General features: G+C 39.3%; 19 protein-coding genes, 1 tRNA gene and 1 other annotated feature (1 of these 21 running past the window's edge). Of the genes, 3 read left to right on the top strand and 17 right to left on the bottom strand.

Going from position 1 to position 18,590, the window contains the following annotated elements; all coding sequences use genetic code 11:
* Window positions 1-72 precede the first annotated feature (72 nt).
* The 4 genes from ACVAMZ_RS03060 to ACVAMZ_RS03045 form a co-directional block, all read right to left on the bottom strand.
* On the bottom strand, window positions 73-705 hold the full coding sequence (locus ACVAMZ_RS03060) for a Pr6Pr family membrane protein (RefSeq protein WP_461685003.1): 633 nt from the start codon (window positions 703-705) through the stop codon (window positions 73-75).
* A 2-nt stretch (window positions 706-707) separates the two neighbouring features.
* Window positions 708-1,046 (bottom strand): zinc ribbon domain-containing protein YjdM, encoded by a 339-nt coding sequence (locus ACVAMZ_RS03055; RefSeq protein WP_461685002.1) that lies wholly within the window; start codon window positions 1,044-1,046, stop codon window positions 708-710.
* Window positions 1,047-1,184: 138 nt separating this feature from the next.
* Window positions 1,185-1,856 carry a (d)CMP kinase gene (gene cmk / locus ACVAMZ_RS03050; RefSeq protein WP_461685001.1) on the bottom strand — a complete coding sequence of 224 codons (672 nt, stop codon included), beginning with the start codon at window positions 1,854-1,856 and terminating at the stop codon, window positions 1,185-1,187.
* Window positions 1,857-1,864: 8 nt separating this feature from the next.
* Window positions 1,865-2,347, bottom strand: a complete 483-nt coding sequence (locus tag ACVAMZ_RS03045) for an SAG1386/EF1546 family surface-associated protein (RefSeq protein WP_414311957.1) — start codon at window positions 2,345-2,347, stop codon at window positions 1,865-1,867.
* A gap of 45 nt (window positions 2,348-2,392) precedes the next feature.
* Here ACVAMZ_RS03045 and ACVAMZ_RS03040 point away from each other — a divergent pair, with 45 nt between their 5' ends.
* Complete coding sequence (locus tag ACVAMZ_RS03040; protein WP_461685000.1) at window positions 2,393-2,596, top strand: ferredoxin; 204 nt, start codon at window positions 2,393-2,395, stop codon at window positions 2,594-2,596.
* A 250-nt stretch (window positions 2,597-2,846) separates the two neighbouring features.
* Here the strand turns inward: ACVAMZ_RS03040 and galE are convergent, their stop codons facing one another.
* From galE to ACVAMZ_RS03015, 5 genes are all read right to left on the bottom strand, one after another.
* Window positions 2,847-3,866, bottom strand: a complete 1,020-nt coding sequence (gene galE, locus ACVAMZ_RS03035) for a UDP-glucose 4-epimerase GalE (protein ID WP_414277086.1) — start codon at window positions 3,864-3,866, stop codon at window positions 2,847-2,849.
* A gap of 103 nt (window positions 3,867-3,969) precedes the next feature.
* Complete coding sequence (locus ACVAMZ_RS03030; RefSeq protein ID WP_461684999.1) at window positions 3,970-5,067, bottom strand: NAD(P)/FAD-dependent oxidoreductase; 1,098 nt, start codon at window positions 5,065-5,067, stop codon at window positions 3,970-3,972.
* Between the two features lie 16 nt (window positions 5,068-5,083).
* Window positions 5,084-5,881 (bottom strand): Nif3-like dinuclear metal center hexameric protein, encoded by a 798-nt coding sequence (locus ACVAMZ_RS03025; protein WP_461684998.1) that lies wholly within the window; start codon window positions 5,879-5,881, stop codon window positions 5,084-5,086.
* The gene (locus tag ACVAMZ_RS03020; protein WP_461684997.1) at window positions 5,868-6,545 is read right to left on the bottom strand and encodes a tRNA (adenine(22)-N(1))-methyltransferase; all 678 of its coding nucleotides are present in this window, start codon (window positions 6,543-6,545) and stop codon (window positions 5,868-5,870) included. The genes ACVAMZ_RS03025 and ACVAMZ_RS03020 overlap by 14 nt, the downstream gene beginning before the upstream one ends.
* 101 nt (window positions 6,546-6,646) lie before the next feature.
* Window positions 6,647-8,983, bottom strand: coding sequence for a cation-translocating P-type ATPase (locus ACVAMZ_RS03015; RefSeq protein WP_414277583.1), 2,337 nt, complete (start codon window positions 8,981-8,983; stop codon window positions 6,647-6,649).
* 131 nt (window positions 8,984-9,114) lie between these two features.
* Between ACVAMZ_RS03015 and ACVAMZ_RS03010 the strand changes: the two genes are divergently transcribed.
* Both ACVAMZ_RS03010 and ACVAMZ_RS03005 read left to right on the top strand, forming a co-directional pair.
* Window positions 9,115-9,864 carry a lysophospholipid acyltransferase family protein gene (locus ACVAMZ_RS03010; RefSeq protein WP_371500661.1) on the top strand — a complete coding sequence of 250 codons (750 nt, stop codon included), beginning with the start codon at window positions 9,115-9,117 and terminating at the stop codon, window positions 9,862-9,864.
* A gap of 106 nt (window positions 9,865-9,970) precedes the next feature.
* Window positions 9,971-10,043: transfer RNA gene (locus ACVAMZ_RS03005), tRNA-Thr, on the top strand.
* A 307-nt stretch (window positions 10,044-10,350) separates the two neighbouring features.
* Here ACVAMZ_RS03005 and pyk read toward each other — a convergent pair.
* The 8 genes from pyk to infC form a co-directional block, all read right to left on the bottom strand.
* On the bottom strand, window positions 10,351-11,856 hold the full coding sequence (pyk, locus tag ACVAMZ_RS03000) for a pyruvate kinase (RefSeq protein WP_414311952.1): 1,506 nt from the start codon (window positions 11,854-11,856) through the stop codon (window positions 10,351-10,353).
* Between the two features lie 65 nt (window positions 11,857-11,921).
* Window positions 11,922-12,929 carry a 6-phosphofructokinase gene (gene pfkA / locus ACVAMZ_RS02995; RefSeq protein WP_303407130.1) on the bottom strand — a complete coding sequence of 336 codons (1,008 nt, stop codon included), beginning with the start codon at window positions 12,927-12,929 and terminating at the stop codon, window positions 11,922-11,924.
* Window positions 12,930-13,010: 81 nt separating this feature from the next.
* Complete coding sequence (locus tag ACVAMZ_RS02990; protein ID WP_461684996.1) at window positions 13,011-16,112, bottom strand: DNA polymerase III subunit alpha; 3,102 nt, start codon at window positions 16,110-16,112, stop codon at window positions 13,011-13,013.
* Between the two features lie 157 nt (window positions 16,113-16,269).
* Window positions 16,270-16,701, bottom strand: a complete 432-nt coding sequence (locus tag ACVAMZ_RS02985) for a hypothetical protein (RefSeq protein ID WP_461684995.1) — start codon at window positions 16,699-16,701, stop codon at window positions 16,270-16,272.
* A 209-nt stretch (window positions 16,702-16,910) separates the two neighbouring features.
* A complete protein-coding gene (gene gloA / locus ACVAMZ_RS02980; protein ID WP_461684994.1) occupies window positions 16,911-17,291 on the bottom strand; it encodes a lactoylglutathione lyase in 381 nt (126 codons plus the stop codon).
* Window positions 17,292-17,349: 58 nt separating this feature from the next.
* Window positions 17,350-17,709, bottom strand: a complete 360-nt coding sequence (gene rplT / locus ACVAMZ_RS02975) for a 50S ribosomal protein L20 (RefSeq protein ID WP_000124830.1) — start codon at window positions 17,707-17,709, stop codon at window positions 17,350-17,352.
* A 49-nt stretch (window positions 17,710-17,758) separates the two neighbouring features.
* A complete protein-coding gene (gene rpmI / locus ACVAMZ_RS02970; protein ID WP_003003453.1) occupies window positions 17,759-17,959 on the bottom strand; it encodes a 50S ribosomal protein L35 in 201 nt (66 codons plus the stop codon).
* A gap of 33 nt (window positions 17,960-17,992) precedes the next feature.
* Window positions 17,993-18,523, bottom strand: coding sequence for a translation initiation factor IF-3 (gene infC, locus ACVAMZ_RS02965; protein ID WP_004253871.1), 531 nt, complete (start codon window positions 18,521-18,523; stop codon window positions 17,993-17,995).
* Between the two features lie 15 nt (window positions 18,524-18,538).
* Window positions 18,539-18,590: a sequence feature (ribosomal protein L20 leader region), on the bottom strand; it runs 79 nt beyond the window's last position.

The following is an 18,590-nucleotide window of genomic DNA, read 5'->3' as shown; positions in this document are numbered from 1 at the left end:
AAGATAAAATAAATTGATTTGTCCGGGTACAATTATCTCTACTACAAAAAAAAGCACCCACATTGGATACTTTTATTTCTTAGATTTTTTAATACTTTTCACAAGATAAAAGAGATATCCTGAAACCATGTAGGCAACAAAGATAGTTGCTACCCATTTAAAGACAAAGCCCCAACCATGTTTGGTAGCATTCAAAAAGAAATAAGGGAAGGGACTATCCTTAGCATTAGGGACATCCATCTTTAGAACAAAACCATTTAAGAGGGCAAAAATCATATAAAGCAAAGGAAGGCTAGTCCAAAGCATGGGATCAACTAACTTATATTGACGACTCTTATCAAAAATAATTGTATCTGCTAAAAACCAGAGAGGGACAATATAATGGCAAAGGAAATTTTCCAAACGGTAAAAATCTGTCGTCAAGGGAGCTAGCATGAAATGATAGATGACACAAGTAATCATAATACTCATAGTGACGCCACCTTTGAGACGAAGGATACCAGAACTCTGCCAACTATCACCTCCACTACGCATCTTTATCAAAAGATATCCTGTAAAAAGTACAACCAAAAGGTTAGAAAGTACTGTGTAGTAAAGCAACATCCCTAAACCACCACGTTTGGTAATCTCCAAGTATACACCGGTAAAGGCTGCTATAAATAAAAAGATACGACTATAAAATATTACTTTTTCATTTTTAATCATGATTAAATCTTCTTCACAAATTCTGATTTAAGCTTCATAGCACCAAAACCATCAATCTTACAGTCAATGTTGTGGTCACCTTCAACAATACGGATGTTTTTTACACGAGTTCCTTGTTTGAGGTCTTTAGGAGCCCCTTTAACCTTCAAATCTTTAATCAAGGTTACTGTATCTCCATCAGCTAGTTTGTTTCCATTAGCATCGATAGCAACAATGCCTTCTTCTGATTCAACTTGCTCAGCAGGATTCCACTCGTAAGCACATTCTGGACAAACAAGAAGTGCACCATCTTCATATACATATTCTGAATTACATTTTGGGCAATTTGGTAATTGATTCATGTTATCTCCTTAAAAAATTTATGATTATTTGAATGTCAAATTTTCTTCAACAGCAACTATTATACCTTAAAACAGACTATTTGACAAATAATGATAAAAAACGACAAACCGAAATTCAGTTCATCGTTTTTATAGTTCTTATAAATGTTTTTGAGCTTCTGATTTAATTTTTTCAACGACTTCTAAAATAGAGAGTCCAGTCGTATCCAAATAGATTGCATCATCAGCTTGCTTGAGAGGTGAAGTTTCACGATGACTATCTTTGTAATCACGCGCAGCAATCTCCTCTTTCAAAATTTCCAAATCTGTTTCAATTCCCTTTGAAAGATTTTCCTTGTAACGACGTTCCGCACGCTCATCTACAGATGCTACTAGAAAAATCTTCAATTCAGCCTGAGGCAAGACTACTGTTCCAATATCGCGGCCATCCATAACGATACCACCTTGTCGGGCAATTTCTTGCTGAAGGGCTACCAATTTTTCACGAACAGCTGGAATAGCAGCAAAGGCAGAAACAGCATTGGTTACTTCATTTTCTCGGATTGGATTCGTTACATCGACATCTCCAACAAAAACAAGCTGTTCTCCTGTTTCAGCGCGACCAAAGCTAATCGGATATTGTTCCAGTAATTCAAGAAGTCGTGAAGACTCCTCTGGACTTATTTGGTTATTCAAAGCGATGTAAGTGGCAGCACGATACATAGCACCCGTATCCAGATAAGTATAGCCAAAATCTTTAGCGATAATCTTAGCTACCGTACTCTTACCACTGGAAGCTGGCCCATCAATAGCAATCTGAATTGTTTTCATCGTCACTCCTATCTTATCTTAAGGACATCACCAGGATTTGCAAACCAAGTTCCAGTAGACATATGACCAGGGTTTAAAGCTTCAAGTTGAGCAATGGAGATTCCAGCTCGAGCAGCAATGGCTGCTTCACCCTCTCCTGGCAAGACTGTAATTGTTCCTTCAGAATCAGTATGCGCCTCTGTATGTTCTTGTTGAGTTGTCTCTGCTTCTGTTGACTGAGTAGTTGTAGCAACTGTTGTAACTTCTTCTACTTTTGGAGCTGAAGAATCATAAAAATCTTTCAGAGCTGAAGTACGGTTGCTTCCACCTGATGACAAGTAGACTAATACAACTACCATACCAACAACAATGACAAAGAAAAGAACAGCCAAAACAGTTAAAATACGATTCGCAATGACACCTGAATCATTTTTGTTTCGTTGACGGCGTTCTGTTCTTGATTCCTCTTCTTGGTTTTCATAAATATCTTCTTGCCACGGTTCCTTTTCCATACCTTACTCCTTGAGTTTTTTTTAGTTTCTTATTACAATATAAACATGAAGATTAGACTTATACCTGAACGTTGCATCGCTTGTGGGCTCTGCCAAACTTATTCAGAATTATTTGATTACCATGATAATGGTATTGTCCGTTTTTTCGATGATCATAAGCAATCAGAAAGAGAAATTTCTTGTAGCGACGATGTTTTAGAAGCCGTTAAAAATTGCCCTACTCGTGCTCTGATTATAGATGAATCTTAAAATTTGGTGGAACATTGATCTCTAATTTCCACTCCTTCTAGTTTAGCATATTTTTCTAGAAAATTATAGTCTTTTGCTAGCTATTTTTATACAATTTCACTTTTATTTTTTCTGATATTTTAATAATAAATAAAGTGTTCTTTTAAGACGTTTTCTATCACATAATCACTAAGCAAATTTTTTATTTCAACCACATATAAAGTTATAAGAAAAGAGGAATTACTTCCTCTTTTTTTGTTTAATCAAACGATTAGTCTTCAAATCCATTTGGATGCTTGCTCTGCCAACGCCATGCATCTTCACACATTTCTGTAATACCAAGTCCAGCTTCCCAACCTAGCTCTTCCTTAGCTTTTGCTGGGTCTGAGTAGCAGGCTGCAATATCACCAGGGCGGCGTTCAACAATACGGTATGGAATTGGGCGACCAACTGCTTTTTCCATATTTTGGATAATTTCAAGGACTGAGTAGCCTTTTCCAGTACCAAGGTTATACACATTGAGTCCAGAGCCTTTTTGAAGCTTCTTAAGGGCGGCAACGTGTCCTTTGGCTAAGTCAACGACGTGGATATAGTCACGAACACCTGTTCCATCTTCAGTATCGTAGTCATCTCCGAAGACTTGAACTTGTTCTAACTTACCAACTGCGACTTGTGTTACATACGGTAGAAGGTTATTTGGAATGCCGTTTGGATTTTCTCCTAGGTCACCACTCTCATGCGCCCCAATTGGGTTGAAGTAACGAAGTAAGACAACGTTCCATTCTGAATCTGCTTTATGGATATCTGTCAAGATTTCTTCCAGCATAAGCTTGGTACGGCCATAAGGGTTGGTAGCTGAAAGTGGGAAATCTTCTAGGATTGGAACAGTATGTGGATCTCCATAAACTGTTGCTGATGAACTGAAGATAATGTTCTTACAGTTGTTTTCTTCCATTGCCTTCAAAAGGCTAACTGTACCGGCAATATTGTTATCATAGTAGGCAAGAGGGATACGAGTTGACTCACCAACTGCCTTCAAACCTGCAAAATGAATCACACCTGTTGGCTCTTCCTGTTTGAAAATATCGCGAAGTGTATCCGTATCTCGGATATCAGCTTCATAAAAAGGAATCTCTACTCCTGTAATTCTTTCCACTACTTCTAAACTTTTACGGCTACTGTTAACCAAATTATCCACCACAACAACCTGATGTCCAGCTTGGACCAGTTCGATGACAGTGTGAGTTCCGATAAAACCTGCTCCACCTGTTACCAAAATCTTTTCTTGCATCATTTTTCCTCAATTCTTGAATTATTTTTTTCATTTTACCATTTTTGATAGGGAAAGTCATTTACTTTCCTAAGACTATCGTAAAAACTAGGTAAAAGGTATACTATTGTTTCTTTTTAATGTATCTTTCAGTCGGATAATCTGCTGGATCCAATACTCCTTTTCTCCCTTGAAGCATTTGAGCTAGATGATAACCGATAATAGGACCAGTCGTTAACCCTGAAGATCCTAATCCACTCGCAACAAATACTCCTGACAAGTTTGGCACCTGTCCGAAAAACGGCGAAAAATCACTCGTATAAGCACGAATCCCCACACGTTCACCACTTATCATTGCATCTTTTAAGCTAGGATAAAACGAACTTGCTGCTTCAGCCATTTGTTGGAGCAAATTCTCATCAACGGCTAGGTCAAATCCCATATCATTTTCATGGGTAGCTCCTAGAGATAACTTACCACCGGGAAATGGTATCAAATCCCACTCACCTTCCGGCATAACTACAGGGTAAGCTCCCATGTCTTGTGGCACTTGGTAATCTCGGAGTTGCCCCTTTTGAGGACGAACGTCTACCTCATATCCTAAGGGCTCTAAGATGTGGCCAAGCCAAGCTCCTGTGGATAAGATGACTTGGTCAAACATTTGATTGTCTATCTTATAGCCCGATGATAGAGGGGTTAGACTGACCTCTTTATTTATGACCTTCACTTGACTGGCTCCCAGTAAGCGAGTCACTAGGAGTTGCCCATCTACTCGAGCTCCACCAGAAGCATAGAGTAAACGTTCAAATCCCTCTAGACCGGGAAATAAGTTACTAGCAGTCGCTTGGTCCAAAATGACTAATTCTCCAATCAAGGGAGATTCATCTCTACGTTGCAGAGCCAGTTGATAGAGCTCCTCTAGCTTAGAGTCATCGTTTTTAAGAAGAAAGACACCAGAACCTTGGTAAAAATCAACTTTTTGACCCGATTTTTCTAGGTCAGCTAACAAATCTACATAGAAATCAGCTCCTAGGCGCGCCATCTTATACCAAGCCTTATTGCGTCGTTTAGAAAACCAGGGACTAATAATTCCTGCCGCGGCCTTGGTTGCTTGGCCGTGTCCAAAATCAAAAACAGTTACTTCGATATCAGCTTCCTTAGAAAGATAGTAGGCAGCTATGGCCCCTACAATTCCTGCACCTACAATGGCAACTTTTTTCATTGTCTTTACCTTCTAACTAGATATGATGGAATGGATTGGTGGACGCTTGACTTGCGATAACCTCTAGAGACCAAGCATTCTCTTCCTTCCATTCATTCAGGAACGATGCAATTTTTTCAACAAAGAGAACTTCAATATAGTGTCCTGGATCCAGAGCCAACAAGCCGTCTGACAACATATCTTGGGCAGTGTGGTAATAGATGTCACCAGTAATGTAAATATCTGCTCCTTTTGCTAAAGCATCAGAGTAGAAAGACTGCCCACTGCCACCACAAATAGCTACTCTTGAGATTACTTTTTGCAAATCAGTCTCTTTATAATACACCATACGAAGGCTATCTAGACCAAATACTTCCTTAACATGACTAGCAAATTCTTCAAACATTTGAGGTTTAATATTGCCAATACGCCCGATGCCACGTTCAGGACCTGTTTCCTGTAGAAAAGTTGTATCCTTAATATCCAATAGTTGGCAGATCCAGTCATTAAGGCCGTTTTCAACAATATCAATATTGGTATGGCTAACGTAGACTGCAATATCATGCTTGATAAGATCAATATAAATCTGATTTTGAGGGCGACTAGCTACCAAGTCCTTTATCGGACGGAAGATAGGGGCGTGCTTAACGATAATCAAATCTACACCCTTTTCAATAGCTTCTGCCACTGTATCTTCACGTATATCAAGGGCAACCATGACTTTTTGGATGTCCTTGTCTAAAGTTCCGATCTGCAGTCCACGATTATCGCCCTCCATAGAAAATTCTTGAGGACAATAGGTTTCATAACGCTTAATCACTTCACTTGCTTTCATGGAGCACCTCCTTGATGGCTTGAATTTTATCTACTAAAACTTGACGTTCTTCATGATTTTTTTCTGGAATTTGACTAAGGGCAAATTCGAGCTTACTTGCTTCTCTTTGCCACTTTTGGACAAATACGGGGCTAAGTTCTTTAGATAGAAAAGGACCAAAACGGGTATCTTTTGCTGACAATTTCATTTCTCCAGCTTCCACTACTAGAATCTCGTAAAATTTTCCAGCTTCCTCTAAAATACTTTCAGCTACAATCTGAAATCCATGCTCTTGTAACCAACTACGTAACTCATCTTCACGATTATTAGGTTGAAGAATCAATCGCTCAACATTGGCTAGTTTGTCCAAACCCTCTTCTAATATTGTAGCAATCAAACGACCACCCATTCCTGCAATAGTGATAACAGAGACCTGGTCATTCTCTTCGAAAGCTGCTAAACCATTGGCTAAACGAACCTGAATTTTCTCAGCCAAGCCATGATTTTCAACATTTCTAACTGCAGATTGATAGGGTCCCTCTACAACTTCACCCGCGATGGCAGCTTCAATATGACCTTTTTCAACTAATTCAATAGGTAAATAAGCATGGTCGCTACCGACGTCCAGCAAAACAGCTCCTTGGGGGGCAAAAGAAGCTACTGTTTCTAATCTCTTTGAAATCATCTTCTCTCACTTTCAAAAACTCTATTTCCCTTTATTATACCATATTTTATCTGGCAATCCTGCACCTAAAAAAGACCGCAATCATGGATTGCAGTCTTTCTTTATCTTTTAACTTGATAACGACTTGTCAGTATGAAAATCACAATAAAGACGAGCATCATAATGCCATAGATAGGCAATGTTTGACCTGTAAGTGTTGAAATTTCAAGCAATTTTTGGATTCTTGGAAATAGGGCTGTTCCAAGGAAACCTACAACTGACCAAATAATCAATAGCACACGCCACAAGCTAAATGGCAAGCAAGCTCTAACTACAGACATGAAACCAATCGATGCCAATAGATAATACAAAAGTGTCGAAATTTCAATGGCTGTCCAGCCTTGACTGGTTCCAAAAATTTTAACAAAGAGAACACTAAAAACTACCATCAAGGCACTTGGTAAAGCTCGAAGCATGGATTTTTTGAGGAAGTTTTGTTCCACAGGTTTGATATTTCGTTCAAAAGTTAATACAAACGGTGGGAATCCTTCCACAAATTGGTCAATCATAGTTATCTGAATCGGAATGAATGGAAAAATCAAAATCCATTCAGTACGTCCCAACAAAGCACTGGCAATACAGATAACTGCTAGCAAGAAGGAATAGATTGTCTTAATCAAGAAAATCGGAGCAATGTGGGCAATATTATTGACCACACGACGACCTTCGAAGAGAATCTCAGGAACATCATTGAAATCTGAATTCAAGAGGACCAGATTTGCAATCTGACGAGTTGCTGGGTCTCCTTCAGCCATAACAATGGAACAGTCTGCCTCACGCAGAGCTAGAATATCATTGACACCATCTCCGGTCATTGCTGTAGTATGTCCTGCTTTTTTCAGAGTTTGGATGATCAGTTTCTTTTGATGAGGTGAAACACGTCCGAAAATGGCTGTTTCCTCAGCCATGGCTATCAATTCTTCATCATTAATTTTCGAACAATCTACATAACTCTGATAGTCTGCAAAACCTGCTTTTTGAGCAATACTTGAAACAGTGACTGGATTATCACCAGAGATAATTTTCAGCCCTACTTCCTGAGAACGAAGATAGTCTAGCGTCTCAGCAGCACCTTCTCGAATCGGATCTAGAATCTCAAGCAAAGCCAAAGCCTGAATATCAGATGGCTTTTGTGGCTTGTGATGGTCAAGTTTTTCTTGACTGAGCGCTAACACCAAGACACGAGATCCTCGTTCAAGAGCTTCTCTAGCTTCAGGAACTTCAGCATTCAACAACATCTCCGGTGCGCCTAGGAAAACAGTTCCTAGACCTTCCAACTCCATTGCTCCCCATTTTCGATCACTTGAAAATGGAAGGCTAGAAATCATCTGATAAGCTACCTCTCCCGCAAAACGCTTTCGAATAGCTTGGGCAGTTGGATTTTTATCCTCACTGTGTGCCATATAACTAGTTAGTATTTTAGCAATGGTATCTTTGTTATAAGCTGGAGTAAGAGGAAGGACCGTCTCAACCTGCATCTTCCCTTGGGTGATTGTCCCTGTCTTATCCAAGCAGAGCATATCTACGCGCGCCAAGGTTTCAACAGAGTACATCTCCTGCACTAAAACCTTTTTCAACCCAAGCTTGATAACAGCAGTTAAGAGAGAAGTGATGGTCAAAAGGGCGATTCCCTTAGGCAACATTCCTAAAAGAGCTGTAGATGAATTGACTACAGAAGACTTGAGTGGCAGACCTTTTAAGGCCAAGGCTTCAAGCAAGAGAGCAATACCAAAAGGAATGATGATTTTCCCAGTAAAGCCAGCTAACCGGTCTAGCGATTTCATGATACGAGAGTTAATTGGCTTCACTGTCTTAGCTTCAAGCATGAGTTTAGCAGCATAATTATCTGCCCCTACATGATGAACCTGAGCAAGGACAGACCCACTCGCAAGAAAGCTACCCGACAACATTAAGTCTTCTACTTCTTTTTGCACCAAGTCGCTCTCACCCGTTAACATAGCTTCATTGACTTCTGCAAAACCTTCTAATACAATGGCATCACTTGGAATCTGATCCCCTGCTGACAAGCGAATCACATCGTCCAAAACAAGCTCCTCAGGATCCAGAGCGATCTCTTGTCCATCACGAATAGTGATAATCTTTTCTTTATTCAAGAGATTGAGCTTATCAACCATATGTTTGGCACGTAGCTCGGTTACAATCCCAGAAAATGCATTAAAACAGATAACCGCAAAGAAAACTAGGTTGCTCCAAGCTTGAACAAAGGCGAGCGCTAAGGCAATAGCAAAGTTTAAAGCATTGAATAAAGTAAAGACATTTCTCTTCACAATCTGCCATGTACTCGTACTAGCTGAAGCTTGGAAATCATTGACCTGTCCCTGTTTCTGACGATCTTTAACTTCTGATTGGCTTAAGCCCATAATTTTATTTTTATCCATAAATTCTATCATATCATTTTTTTTTGAATATTTCTAATTTCATATAAAAAGCTGTTCCGCCTAAACAAAAAACATTTGCCTGTCCTAGTATGATAAGGTATAATAAAAGAAAGAGAACTGAAGGAGACATCATGTTTTATACTTATCTGCGTGGGCTGGTTATGTTGATTCTATGGTCAATCAATGGAAATGCTCACTTTCACAATACTGAAAAAATTCCAAGTTTAGATGAAAACTATATCCTTGTTGCGCCACACCGTACCTGGTGGGATCCAGTATATATGGCTTTTGCAACAAAACCAAAGCAATTTGTCTTTATGGCAAAAAAAGAACTCTTTTCAAATCGCATCTTTGGTTGGTGGATTCGCATGTGTGGTGCTTTCCCTATCGACCGTGATAACCCAGGTTCTTCTGCTATCAAATATCCAATTAATGTTCTAAAAAAGAGCAATCGCTCACTGATTATGTTTCCAAGTGGTAGTCGTCATTCTAACGATGTTAAGGGTGGTGTTGCCCTCATCGCGAAGATGGCTAAGGTTCGCATCATGCCAGTTACTTATACTGGCCCTATGACTCTAAAAGGACTCATCAGCCGCGAGCGAATTGATATGAATTTTGGAAATCCGATTGATATCTCAGATATTAAAAAGATGAATGATGAGGGAATTGAGATGGTTGCAGACCGTATCCAATCTGAATTTCAACGCCTGGATGAGGAAACAAAACAGTGGCACAACAATAAAAAGCCAAATCCACTGTGGTGGCTCATCCGTATCCCTGCCTTGATTCTAGCAATTATAATCGGAATTCTGACAATCCTCTTTACCTTTGTTGCAAGTTTTGTTTGGAACCCAGATAAAAAGAGAGAGCAATTACAATAGTCTAATTTTCATAAGCCCAAGTTTATTACTTGGGCTTTTCCAATGAGTTAGCATACTAATTAGCATATTGACAAAAGCTTAAATCTATAGTATACTTTCAAAGTAAGCTGATTTAGCTCAGTAGGCAGAGCGCATCCATGGTAAGGATGAGGTCGCCGGTTCGATCCCGGCAATTAGCATCATTCATCAGTTCCTTTTTTAGGGACTGTTTTTTTCTTGACAAACTATTACCCCCTATAGTACAATAAAGTCTGCGATGAGTCGATATGTAGCAAGAGCTACAATTGCGCAAAGGAGGTCATAACGCAGGAGCGGACCTTGAGAAATTGTGTGAACCAGTTTCTCACATGGAGATGCCTCTCACACTCTCTGGAAAACCAGAGAGTTTTTTCTTTTCTTAAACGAATAGGGTCTGGACCTTATGAAACAAAAAAAGACCTATCATACAAGCTATAAAGCCTGATATGATAGGTTTTTAATGTTAGATTAACGTACAGTGCGGATACGCATTGTGTTTGTACGAACTGCTTCACCAAGTGGCACACCTGCAACGATAACAATATCGTCACCAGATTGTACAAGACCTGCTTCAACTGCTTTACGTTCAGCAATTTCAAACATGTCATCAGTTGATGATGGAGCTTCTGTCAACATTGGGATAACACCCCAGTTCAACATCAATCCACGTTCTGTCAATTCGTCAAATGTCAATGCCAAGATATCAGCATTTGGACGGTATTTAGAGATCAAACGTGCTGTGTGACCAGTCTTAGTAAGAGTTACAACCAATTTGATGTCCATTGAATTTGTAGCATCTTTAACTGCTGAAGCCATAACTTCTGTCTTAGAGTTACGTTCAAATGAATCTGAGTTCAAACGTCCGTATTCGTTAAGAAGAGTTTGAGCGTTCTTGTCAATTGTAGCCATTGTTGTAACTGACTCAAGTGGGTATTTACCATTTGCAGACTCACCTGAAAGCATTGTAGCGTCAGTTCCGTCGATAACAGCGTTGAATACGTCTGATACTTCTGAACGAGTTGCACGTGGTTTTTCAGTCATTGTTTCAAGCATGTTTGTTGCAGTGATAACAACTTTACCAGCAGCATTTACTTTAGTGATGATCATTTTTTGGTAAACTGGAACCATTTCGAATGGTACTTCGATACCCATGTCACCACGAGCGATCATGATACCATCAGCGGCTTCAATGATTTCGTCCAAGTTATCGATACCTTGTTGGTTTTCGATTTTAGCGAACAATTGAACGTGACCGTTACCAGTTTCTTCACAGATAGCACGAACTTCGTTTACGTCTTTTGCAGTACGTACGAATGAGATCGCAATAAAGTTAATACCTTGTTCCAAACCGAAACGAATATCGTCGTTATCACGTTCAGCAAGAGCTGGGAAAGGAATTTTAGTATTAGGGATGTTAACACCTTTTTGTTTAGCGATAACACCGTCGTTTTCAACTTCAACGACAAATTCACGACTTGCGTCGTCTTTTTCTACAACACGAAGACCCAATTTACCATCGTCAACCAATACTTGGCGACCAACTTCAACGTCATTATAGATGTCAAGCGCACCTGCAACGTTCAAAGCAATCACTTCACGAGTTGATTTGATTCCTTGTTTAGTTGCAACACGGATTTTTTCACCAGTTTTGTATGAGTACTCTTTAGCTTCACCTTCGAACAATTCAGTACGGATTTCTGGTCCTTTAGTATCAAGAAGGAAACCAACTTTTTTACCTGCAAGTTTTTCTGCAAGTTTAACAGTTGCCATACGTTCACCTTGTTCTTGGTGGTCACCGTGTGAGAAGTTGAAACGGAAAGTGTTAGCTCCTGCTTCAATCAATTTAGCAATGTTTTTAGCTGAAGCTTCAACGTCAAGTTTTTCACCCCAGTATCCATCTTCACCGAATTTTTTTCCACCACGGATTTCTACCGCAGGACCCAAAGTTGCAACGATTTTTACACGTTTGTTCATGATTTTGTGACTCCTTTATATAATTCGACCTTTTATGGTCATTTTACCAGATTAGTTAAAGTTGATTATGACAAGCTCTTGTTCAAGTCAGAGAGTTCAATATCAGCTTTATGAGGGTTATTAACAACAATCTTACCATCAGCTGTCAAACTAAACAAAGCTCCCTCTTCTGCAGTTCCAAGAATTGGATTTTCAACCATTTTCTCGTTACGAATACCGACAGCAACACCACCGATTCCTTGTTTAAGGAGTTTAACAGCATGTGCACCCATACGTGACGCCAATACACGGTCACGAGCTGTTGGTGAACCACCACGTTGGATGTGACCAAGTTCAGTTACACGAAGGTCGCTTGTATCGCCAGCTTCTTTTAGTTTTTGACCAAATTCAGCCGCTGACATAACACCTTCTGCTAAAACAATAATGTTGTGTTTTTTACCGTGTTCATAACCAGCTTTGATGCTTGCTACGATATCTTCAAATTTGAAACCTTCTTCAGGGATGATGATTTCGTCAGCACCTGTTGCAATACCTGCCCAAAGAGCGATATCACCTGCATTACGTCCCATTACTTCAACAACGAAAGTACGACGGTGACTTGACGATGTATCACGAATCTTATCGATCGCATCCATAGCAGTTGTTACTGCAGTGTCAAATCCGATTGTAAAGTCTGTACCTACGATATCGTTATCAATTGTTCCTGGAAGTCCGATAGCAGGGAATCCATGTTCAGTCAAGCGCATAGCTCCATGATAAGAACCGTCACCACCGATAACTACGACACCTTCGATACCGTGTTTTTTCAATTGCTCAATCCCTTTAAGTTGACCTTCGAGTTTTGCAAACTCAGGGTAACGAGCAGAGTGAAGGAAAGTACCACCACGTGAAATGATGTCTCCTACTGAAGCAGCATCAAGTGGATAAATCTCACCAGCAACCATACCAGCGTATCCATCATAGATACCAAATACTTCCATTCCTTCTGAGATTGCTTGACGAACAACTGCACGGATGGCGGCATTCATACCAGGGGCGTCCCCACCACTAGTCAAAACAGCAATACGTTTCATTTGGTTTTGCTCCTTTTTCTTTTAACATTCTAACTGATTATACCATATTTAAAGTTAAAATTCTTTTATTTTCATTGATTTTTAACGATAAATCGTTTTCATTGTCATTTGACTTAAAGATTCTTGTAAGCCAGCGTCTTTTGCAACTAAATAACCAGGCAAAAGAACATTTTTTTGTTCATTTTCATAACGGATGACAACAGGAATTTGCCCCTTATACTGATCTAAAATATGATAAATTTCAGAATCGTGGTCATGATTAGCTACCTGAATCCAAAAACGCTCACTCACTGCTTCTTTCAGATTATTTAACACTAATTGAAGACGACCATCTCTGGATTGCACTTTTCCATTTAGGTAATAGAAACTTCCTTCGTGCAAGAGATTTTTAAATTGGCGGTACTGTTCAGAAAAAATAGTGACCTCCAGACTTGTTTTACTATCAGTAACTTTCAAAAAGGCCATGTTTTCACCTTTTTTTGTTCGAATCACTCGGATAGACTGAATCTCAACGAGCACTGTAGCTGTCTGTCCCTCGAAAAGCTCAGATAAACTCACGATTGGATACAAAGGGTTCTTCGCTAAAACTAGCAATGGGTGTTGACTAATTCCAACGCCTAACCAATCTTGCTCTTTTTGGAATTTTTCAATATTTGAAAAGTCCTCTGTATCTGTCCAGCTATAACTAGAATCTGCAAAGAGACTGCCTAACTCATCCACAAAGATAAACAAAGTTGGTAGATTGGTTAAGATTTTTTGACGATTTTTATCAAATCCATCAAAAAGTCCTACTTCCACTAAAGGGGTTAAGAGGCTAATCTTTTGATAATTTTTGGGTAATCGTGTGATAAAATCTTCAACACTGCTAAAAGGACGATTCTCGATTATCCAATAAGCAAAGTCGCGAGGTATTCCCTTAATACTTTTAAGACCCAAATAAACCGTCTTATCCTTTAATTTATCCTGATATGGAATTGTATTGATCGAAAGCGGTACTAGTTCAAATCCCATTTCAAGTGCATCGAGAATATAATCTCCACTCGCATAATTGAGCATGACTTGATAAAAAATGGCTGGAAAATGTGTCTTAAAGTAAGCAAGTTGAAAAGCTAAAGCCGCATAAGCATAAGCATGCGAACGGTTGAAGCCATAACCGGCGAATTTCTCCATTACAGAAAAAACTTCTTGCGCCTGTTCTTTGCTATGTCCTTTTTCGAGTGCACCTTGGATGAAACTTTCTTCCATTCGGTGCATCTCAGCTGCGTTCTTTTTCCCCATAGCACGACGTAAAATATCGGCCTTCCCAAGGCTAAAACCAGCATATCGCTGAGCTACTTGCATCACCTGCTCTTGGTAGAGCATAATACCATAAGTCGGAGCTAGAATATCTTCTAAAACAGGGTCCAGAACCGTCACCTTTTCTTTACCATGTTTTCGAGCCACAAAGTTATCGATATAGTCACTCGCCCCCGGTCTGTTGAGGGAAGTCGTTGCCACTACTTCTTCAAAATTTTGTGGTTTCACGCGTTTCAATAATCGTATGGCCCCAGGTTGTTCAAACTGAAAGATTCCCTTGGTCTTACCTGTAGCAAAGAGGGCTAAGGTTTCCTTATCTTCAAGATCAATATTCTCAATTCTTAGTGAAATACCTTGAGTTTCATATAAGAGCTCCTGCATTTTTTGAGCGAAGGTTAAGTTTCGTAGGCCCAAGAAATCCATCTTGAGCAGGCCATTTCCTTCAACTCCATGCGCATCATATTGGGTAATGAGCATATCCTCTCCAAACTTTAGAGGGATATAATCTGTTAGATTTTTATCACTAATAACGACACCAGCTGCATGGATGGAAGTCTGTCGTGGATAACCTTCAATCTTTTTGGCAATTTCAAAAGCCTTTTGGTACTCAATCTTACTCTGAATGAGTTGTCTAAAACCTAGATTGCCTTCATAGGCTGTCGTTAGAGTATCTTTAGAACCAATTTTTTTTGTAATAGCTGTCAACTCATACTCAGGGACACCATAACGTTTGAAGATATCTCGGATGGCTTGCTTGGCTCCAAAGGTCGAATAAGTGACAATCTGCGCAGCGTGGATACTACCATAACGGTCGCGAACATAACGAATAAACTCAGGGCGATAGATATCTGGGATATCAATATCTATATCTGGCATGGTGTAACGTTCACGATTTAAGAAGCGCTCAAAGATAAGATTTTTAGCTACAGGATCAATTCCAGTGATATCTAAAGCGTAGGCTACTAAACTTCCAACTGCTGACCCACGTCCCATACCCATATAATAGCCTTGAGAACGACCAAAACGTAAGAGATCCCAGACAACTAAGAAATAGTCATCAAACCCCATATCATGAATCACAGACAGTTCTTCTTCTAAACGTTCCTGATAGACTGAATCTAGTAAGCCTTTTTGCTCCAAGCCCTTAACAGCTCTCTCCCTTAATTCCTCAACAGCTGGTCTCTCCGGATTAAAACGAGGAAGCTTGAGACTACTATCAATCTCGTAGGAAGTCCCCTTGGTCAATCTTGCTAGGTTTTCGAGTGCTTGTGGAAACTTCTCTACAAAAACCTGTTCTAAACGGTCAGCAGGCAAAAACAAGCCCTGTTGAGATTGAACATCAACCTCTCTCAAGGTCACGTTCTCTTTAATCGCTTTAAGCATCTGTAGAGCTTCTAAATCATCAGATCCGAAAGAGTTAACACGATAAAGAGGGAGAATTGGTTGAGAAAAATTGGATTGAGGTGTATCTGGATACACTCCGATATAGTAGTCATGCCCTAAATCTAAACCAGCAATTTCAGGATAATAGGGAACAATAACACAAATATCCTCTAGGTAAGAAGAAAAATCAGTCCATTCTTTTTTACCTGTCATCTTTAGAGACGACAACTTCATCAGGTTTTGATAACCTCGGTTTGACAGGGCTAAAAAACGTAGATTGATCCATTCATCTTGATGATGAACAGTCATCTCAAGACCTAATAAAGGCTGAATCCCCTGTTTTTGGCATTCTTTGATAAAATTATAGGCTCCATAGAGATTATCTTCATCCATGATTCCAAGTGATGAATAGCCATATTCCTTCCCAAGGCTGACATATCTCTTGATTGAAACCATACTCTCCATGAAACTATAGACAGTTTTCGTATCCAGTTGGGCAATCATTCTTTCTCACCTCCCTTTTTCTTTTTCTATTATACCATTTTAAAAAATAGAAACACAATTTCTTTCTAATCATTAAACTAAAAAACCACAGCCTTAAAGGCTATGGTTTTATGATATGAAATAAGTTCGAAGAAGAGTTGCGCCTAGCTTTTTTAACTTAGTTACTTGTATCTTTCGTTAAAAATATTCCGATTAAAACTAGAACTAGTGAGAGATAAGGAAAGACCCTAAACATCTCCCAATCTGGGTCGAATGCCAAAAGTCCTGAGAGCAAATAAAATCCTGCACTCGCATACAAGAAATTTCTATTTACTTTCTTAATTCCTATCCGAGTTAAAAAAGTTGCTATAGCGTAAGCAATTAAATTAGGACCTAGAAAAATCAAGAATACAATTCCCCATGGAGCAGTAACTAAAGCAAGAGTTATAAATAGAAGAATATAGGTAAGTGCCAAATAAAATGAGAAAGATAGAAGAGCCGAAGGTTTCTTGACAGCTTTTGGACAATTCTGCATATCTTTCACCGAATTATTTTCTACAATTAGTTTATCTTCTTTGTTTAGCTCTACATTTGGATTTTGGTCTGACATTTTTTTCTCCCACTAATTTGTTTAATTATTTTTATTATATCCCAATTTGTCACATTAAGCTAGATAGAAAAAGCCATCTATATTAGTCTCAGATAAACGCTAACATTTATCTGAAAAGAACTAACATAAATGACCTACACTGCTCTCTATCAAATTTTTCTAAATCAGGTGAAATTGTCTCGCTCAATTTGATAAATGAGGAGTTTTTATTATTTTTCGCGAATCACTTCTACCTTGTAGCCATCTGGATCTTTAACAAAGTAATAGTTTGGTTGAGTCCCTGGAAGCCCATTAGGCGCTGTTACTTCGTAGCCTTTGTCGCTATGTTCTTTGTGAAGAGCCTCAAGGTCAGGTGTACTTAGGGCGATGTGAGCAAAACCGTCACCAACAACATAAGGTCCGTGATCATAGTTGTATGTCAACTCCAATTCATAATCATCACCATCAAGACCTAGATAAACAATGGTAAAAGCATGTTCTGGAAAGTCCATACGACGCAATTCCTTAAAACCAAAAGCATCCTGATAAAAAGCGATTGATTTTTCAAGATTTTCGACTCGCAAGCAGGTATGTAACATTTTTGAAGCCATTTTTTTCTCCTTTGTTTTAAAAAAGACTGGGACAAACTTGCACCAGTCTTATGAATAATTATTTACCAAGTTTTGCTTTGGCTGCATCAGCAAGAGCTGTGAAAGCTGCTGCATCGTTAACAGCCAAGTCAGCAAGCATTTTACGGTTTACTTCGATCTCAGCCAATTTCAAACCATGCATCAATTGTGAGTATGAAAGTCCGTTCAAACGAGCTGCCGCATTGATACGTGTAATCCACAATTTGCGGAAGTCACGTTTCTTTTGACGACGGTCACGGTATGCATAGTAGTAAGAGTTCATTACTTGTTCTTTTGCAGTACGGAACAAGATGTGTTTAGCTCCATAGTAACCTTTTGCTAATTTTAAAATACGTTTACGACGTTTGCGTGATACAACGCCACCTTTAACACGTGCCATTTATATTTCCTCCAATATTTCCTAGAATTCTTAACTTACAAATACGCGATTATTTCAAGCGAGTAAGCATTGCTTTGATACGTTTGAAATCTCCTGCATGCACCATAGATGCTTTACGAAGATGACGACGTTGTTTCTTAGTTTTTCCGTGGAAACGGTGAGAAGTGTAAGCACGGAAACGTTTAAGTCCACCAGAACCTGTACGTTTGAAACGTTTAGCTGATGCGCGGTGTGTTTTTTGTTTTGGCATGATATTTTCTCCTTTTTTTAACTTTCTGACAGATTATTTCTTGTCAGTTGCTGGGGCCAACTGCATGAACATTTGACGACCATCCATTTTAGCACGTTGTTCGATGATAGCAATATCTTGAGTTGCTTCAGCGAAATCGGCTAAAACTTTTGCTCCAATCTCTTTATGGGTAATCATACGACCCTTAAAGCGAATGGAAACCTTCACTTTGTTCCCTTTTTCAAGGAACTTGCGAGCACTGCGAAGTTTCGTATCGAAATCACCCTTATCAATAACTGGGCTCAATCGAACTTCTTTCACGGTCACAACGCTTTGTTTTTTGCGTTGTTCTTTTTGTTTCTTCTGGTACTCAAATTTGAACTTACCGTAGTCCATAATTTTCGCAACAGGAGGTTTAGCTTGAGGTTGAATGAGAACCAAGTCCACATTAGCGTCGTCCGCAAGTGCTTGCGCTTCACCAAGTGGTTTGATACCCAATTGTTCGCCCTCAAGACCGATTAAGCGAACTTCACGTACACGAATTTCATCATTGATGAATAAGTCTTGCTTTGCTATGGTTTTCACCTCTTTTTTTAGTTTAGAGAAAAACAAGAGCGGACTTGCTAACGCAAATCCGCTCTACATGATTATA

The sequence above is a fragment of the Streptococcus sp. KHUD_017 genome (assembly GCF_054861245.1).
The sequence above is the reverse complement of the archived record's forward strand: the minus strand, read 5'-3'. Positions and strand labels throughout refer to the sequence as shown.

Excerpts from the sequence above, each read along its gene's own strand:
- ACVAMZ_RS03060 (WP_461685003.1), bottom strand. The coding sequence starts at position 705 with ATGATTAAAAATGAAAAAGTAATATTTTATAGTCGTATCTTTTTATTT.
- ACVAMZ_RS03055 (WP_461685002.1), bottom strand. The coding sequence starts at position 1,046 with ATGAATCAATTACCAAATTGCCCAAAATGTAATTCAGAATATGTATAT.
- cmk (WP_461685001.1), bottom strand. The coding sequence starts at position 1,856 with ATGAAAACAATTCAGATTGCTATTGATGGGCCAGCTTCCAGTGGTAAG.
- ACVAMZ_RS03045 (WP_414311957.1), bottom strand. The coding sequence starts at position 2,347 with ATGGAAAAGGAACCGTGGCAAGAAGATATTTATGAAAACCAAGAAGAG.
- ACVAMZ_RS03040 (WP_461685000.1), top strand. The coding sequence starts at position 2,393 with ATGAAGATTAGACTTATACCTGAACGTTGCATCGCTTGTGGGCTCTGC.
- galE (WP_414277086.1), bottom strand. The coding sequence starts at position 3,866 with ATGCAAGAAAAGATTTTGGTAACAGGTGGAGCAGGTTTTATCGGAACT.
- ACVAMZ_RS03030 (WP_461684999.1), bottom strand. The coding sequence starts at position 5,067 with ATGAAAAAAGTTGCCATTGTAGGTGCAGGAATTGTAGGGGCCATAGCT.
- ACVAMZ_RS03025 (WP_461684998.1), bottom strand. The coding sequence starts at position 5,881 with ATGAAAGCAAGTGAAGTGATTAAGCGTTATGAAACCTATTGTCCTCAA.
- ACVAMZ_RS03020 (WP_461684997.1), bottom strand. The coding sequence starts at position 6,545 with ATGATTTCAAAGAGATTAGAAACAGTAGCTTCTTTTGCCCCCCAAGGA.
- ACVAMZ_RS03015 (WP_414277583.1), bottom strand. The coding sequence starts at position 8,983 with ATGGATAAAAATAAAATTATGGGCTTAAGCCAATCAGAAGTTAAAGAT.
- ACVAMZ_RS03010 (WP_371500661.1), top strand. The coding sequence starts at position 9,115 with ATGTTTTATACTTATCTGCGTGGGCTGGTTATGTTGATTCTATGGTCA.
- pyk (WP_414311952.1), bottom strand. The coding sequence starts at position 11,856 with ATGAACAAACGTGTAAAAATCGTTGCAACTTTGGGTCCTGCGGTAGAA.
- pfkA (WP_303407130.1), bottom strand. The coding sequence starts at position 12,929 with ATGAAACGTATTGCTGTTTTGACTAGTGGTGGGGACGCCCCTGGTATG.
- ACVAMZ_RS02990 (WP_461684996.1), bottom strand. The coding sequence starts at position 16,112 with ATGATTGCCCAACTGGATACGAAAACTGTCTATAGTTTCATGGAGAGT.
- ACVAMZ_RS02985 (WP_461684995.1), bottom strand. The coding sequence starts at position 16,701 with ATGTCAGACCAAAATCCAAATGTAGAGCTAAACAAAGAAGATAAACTA.
- gloA (WP_461684994.1), bottom strand. The coding sequence starts at position 17,291 with ATGGCTTCAAAAATGTTACATACCTGCTTGCGAGTCGAAAATCTTGAA.
- rplT (WP_000124830.1), bottom strand. The coding sequence starts at position 17,709 with ATGGCACGTGTTAAAGGTGGCGTTGTATCACGCAAACGTCGTAAACGT.
- rpmI (WP_003003453.1), bottom strand. The coding sequence starts at position 17,959 with ATGCCAAAACAAAAAACACACCGCGCATCAGCTAAACGTTTCAAACGT.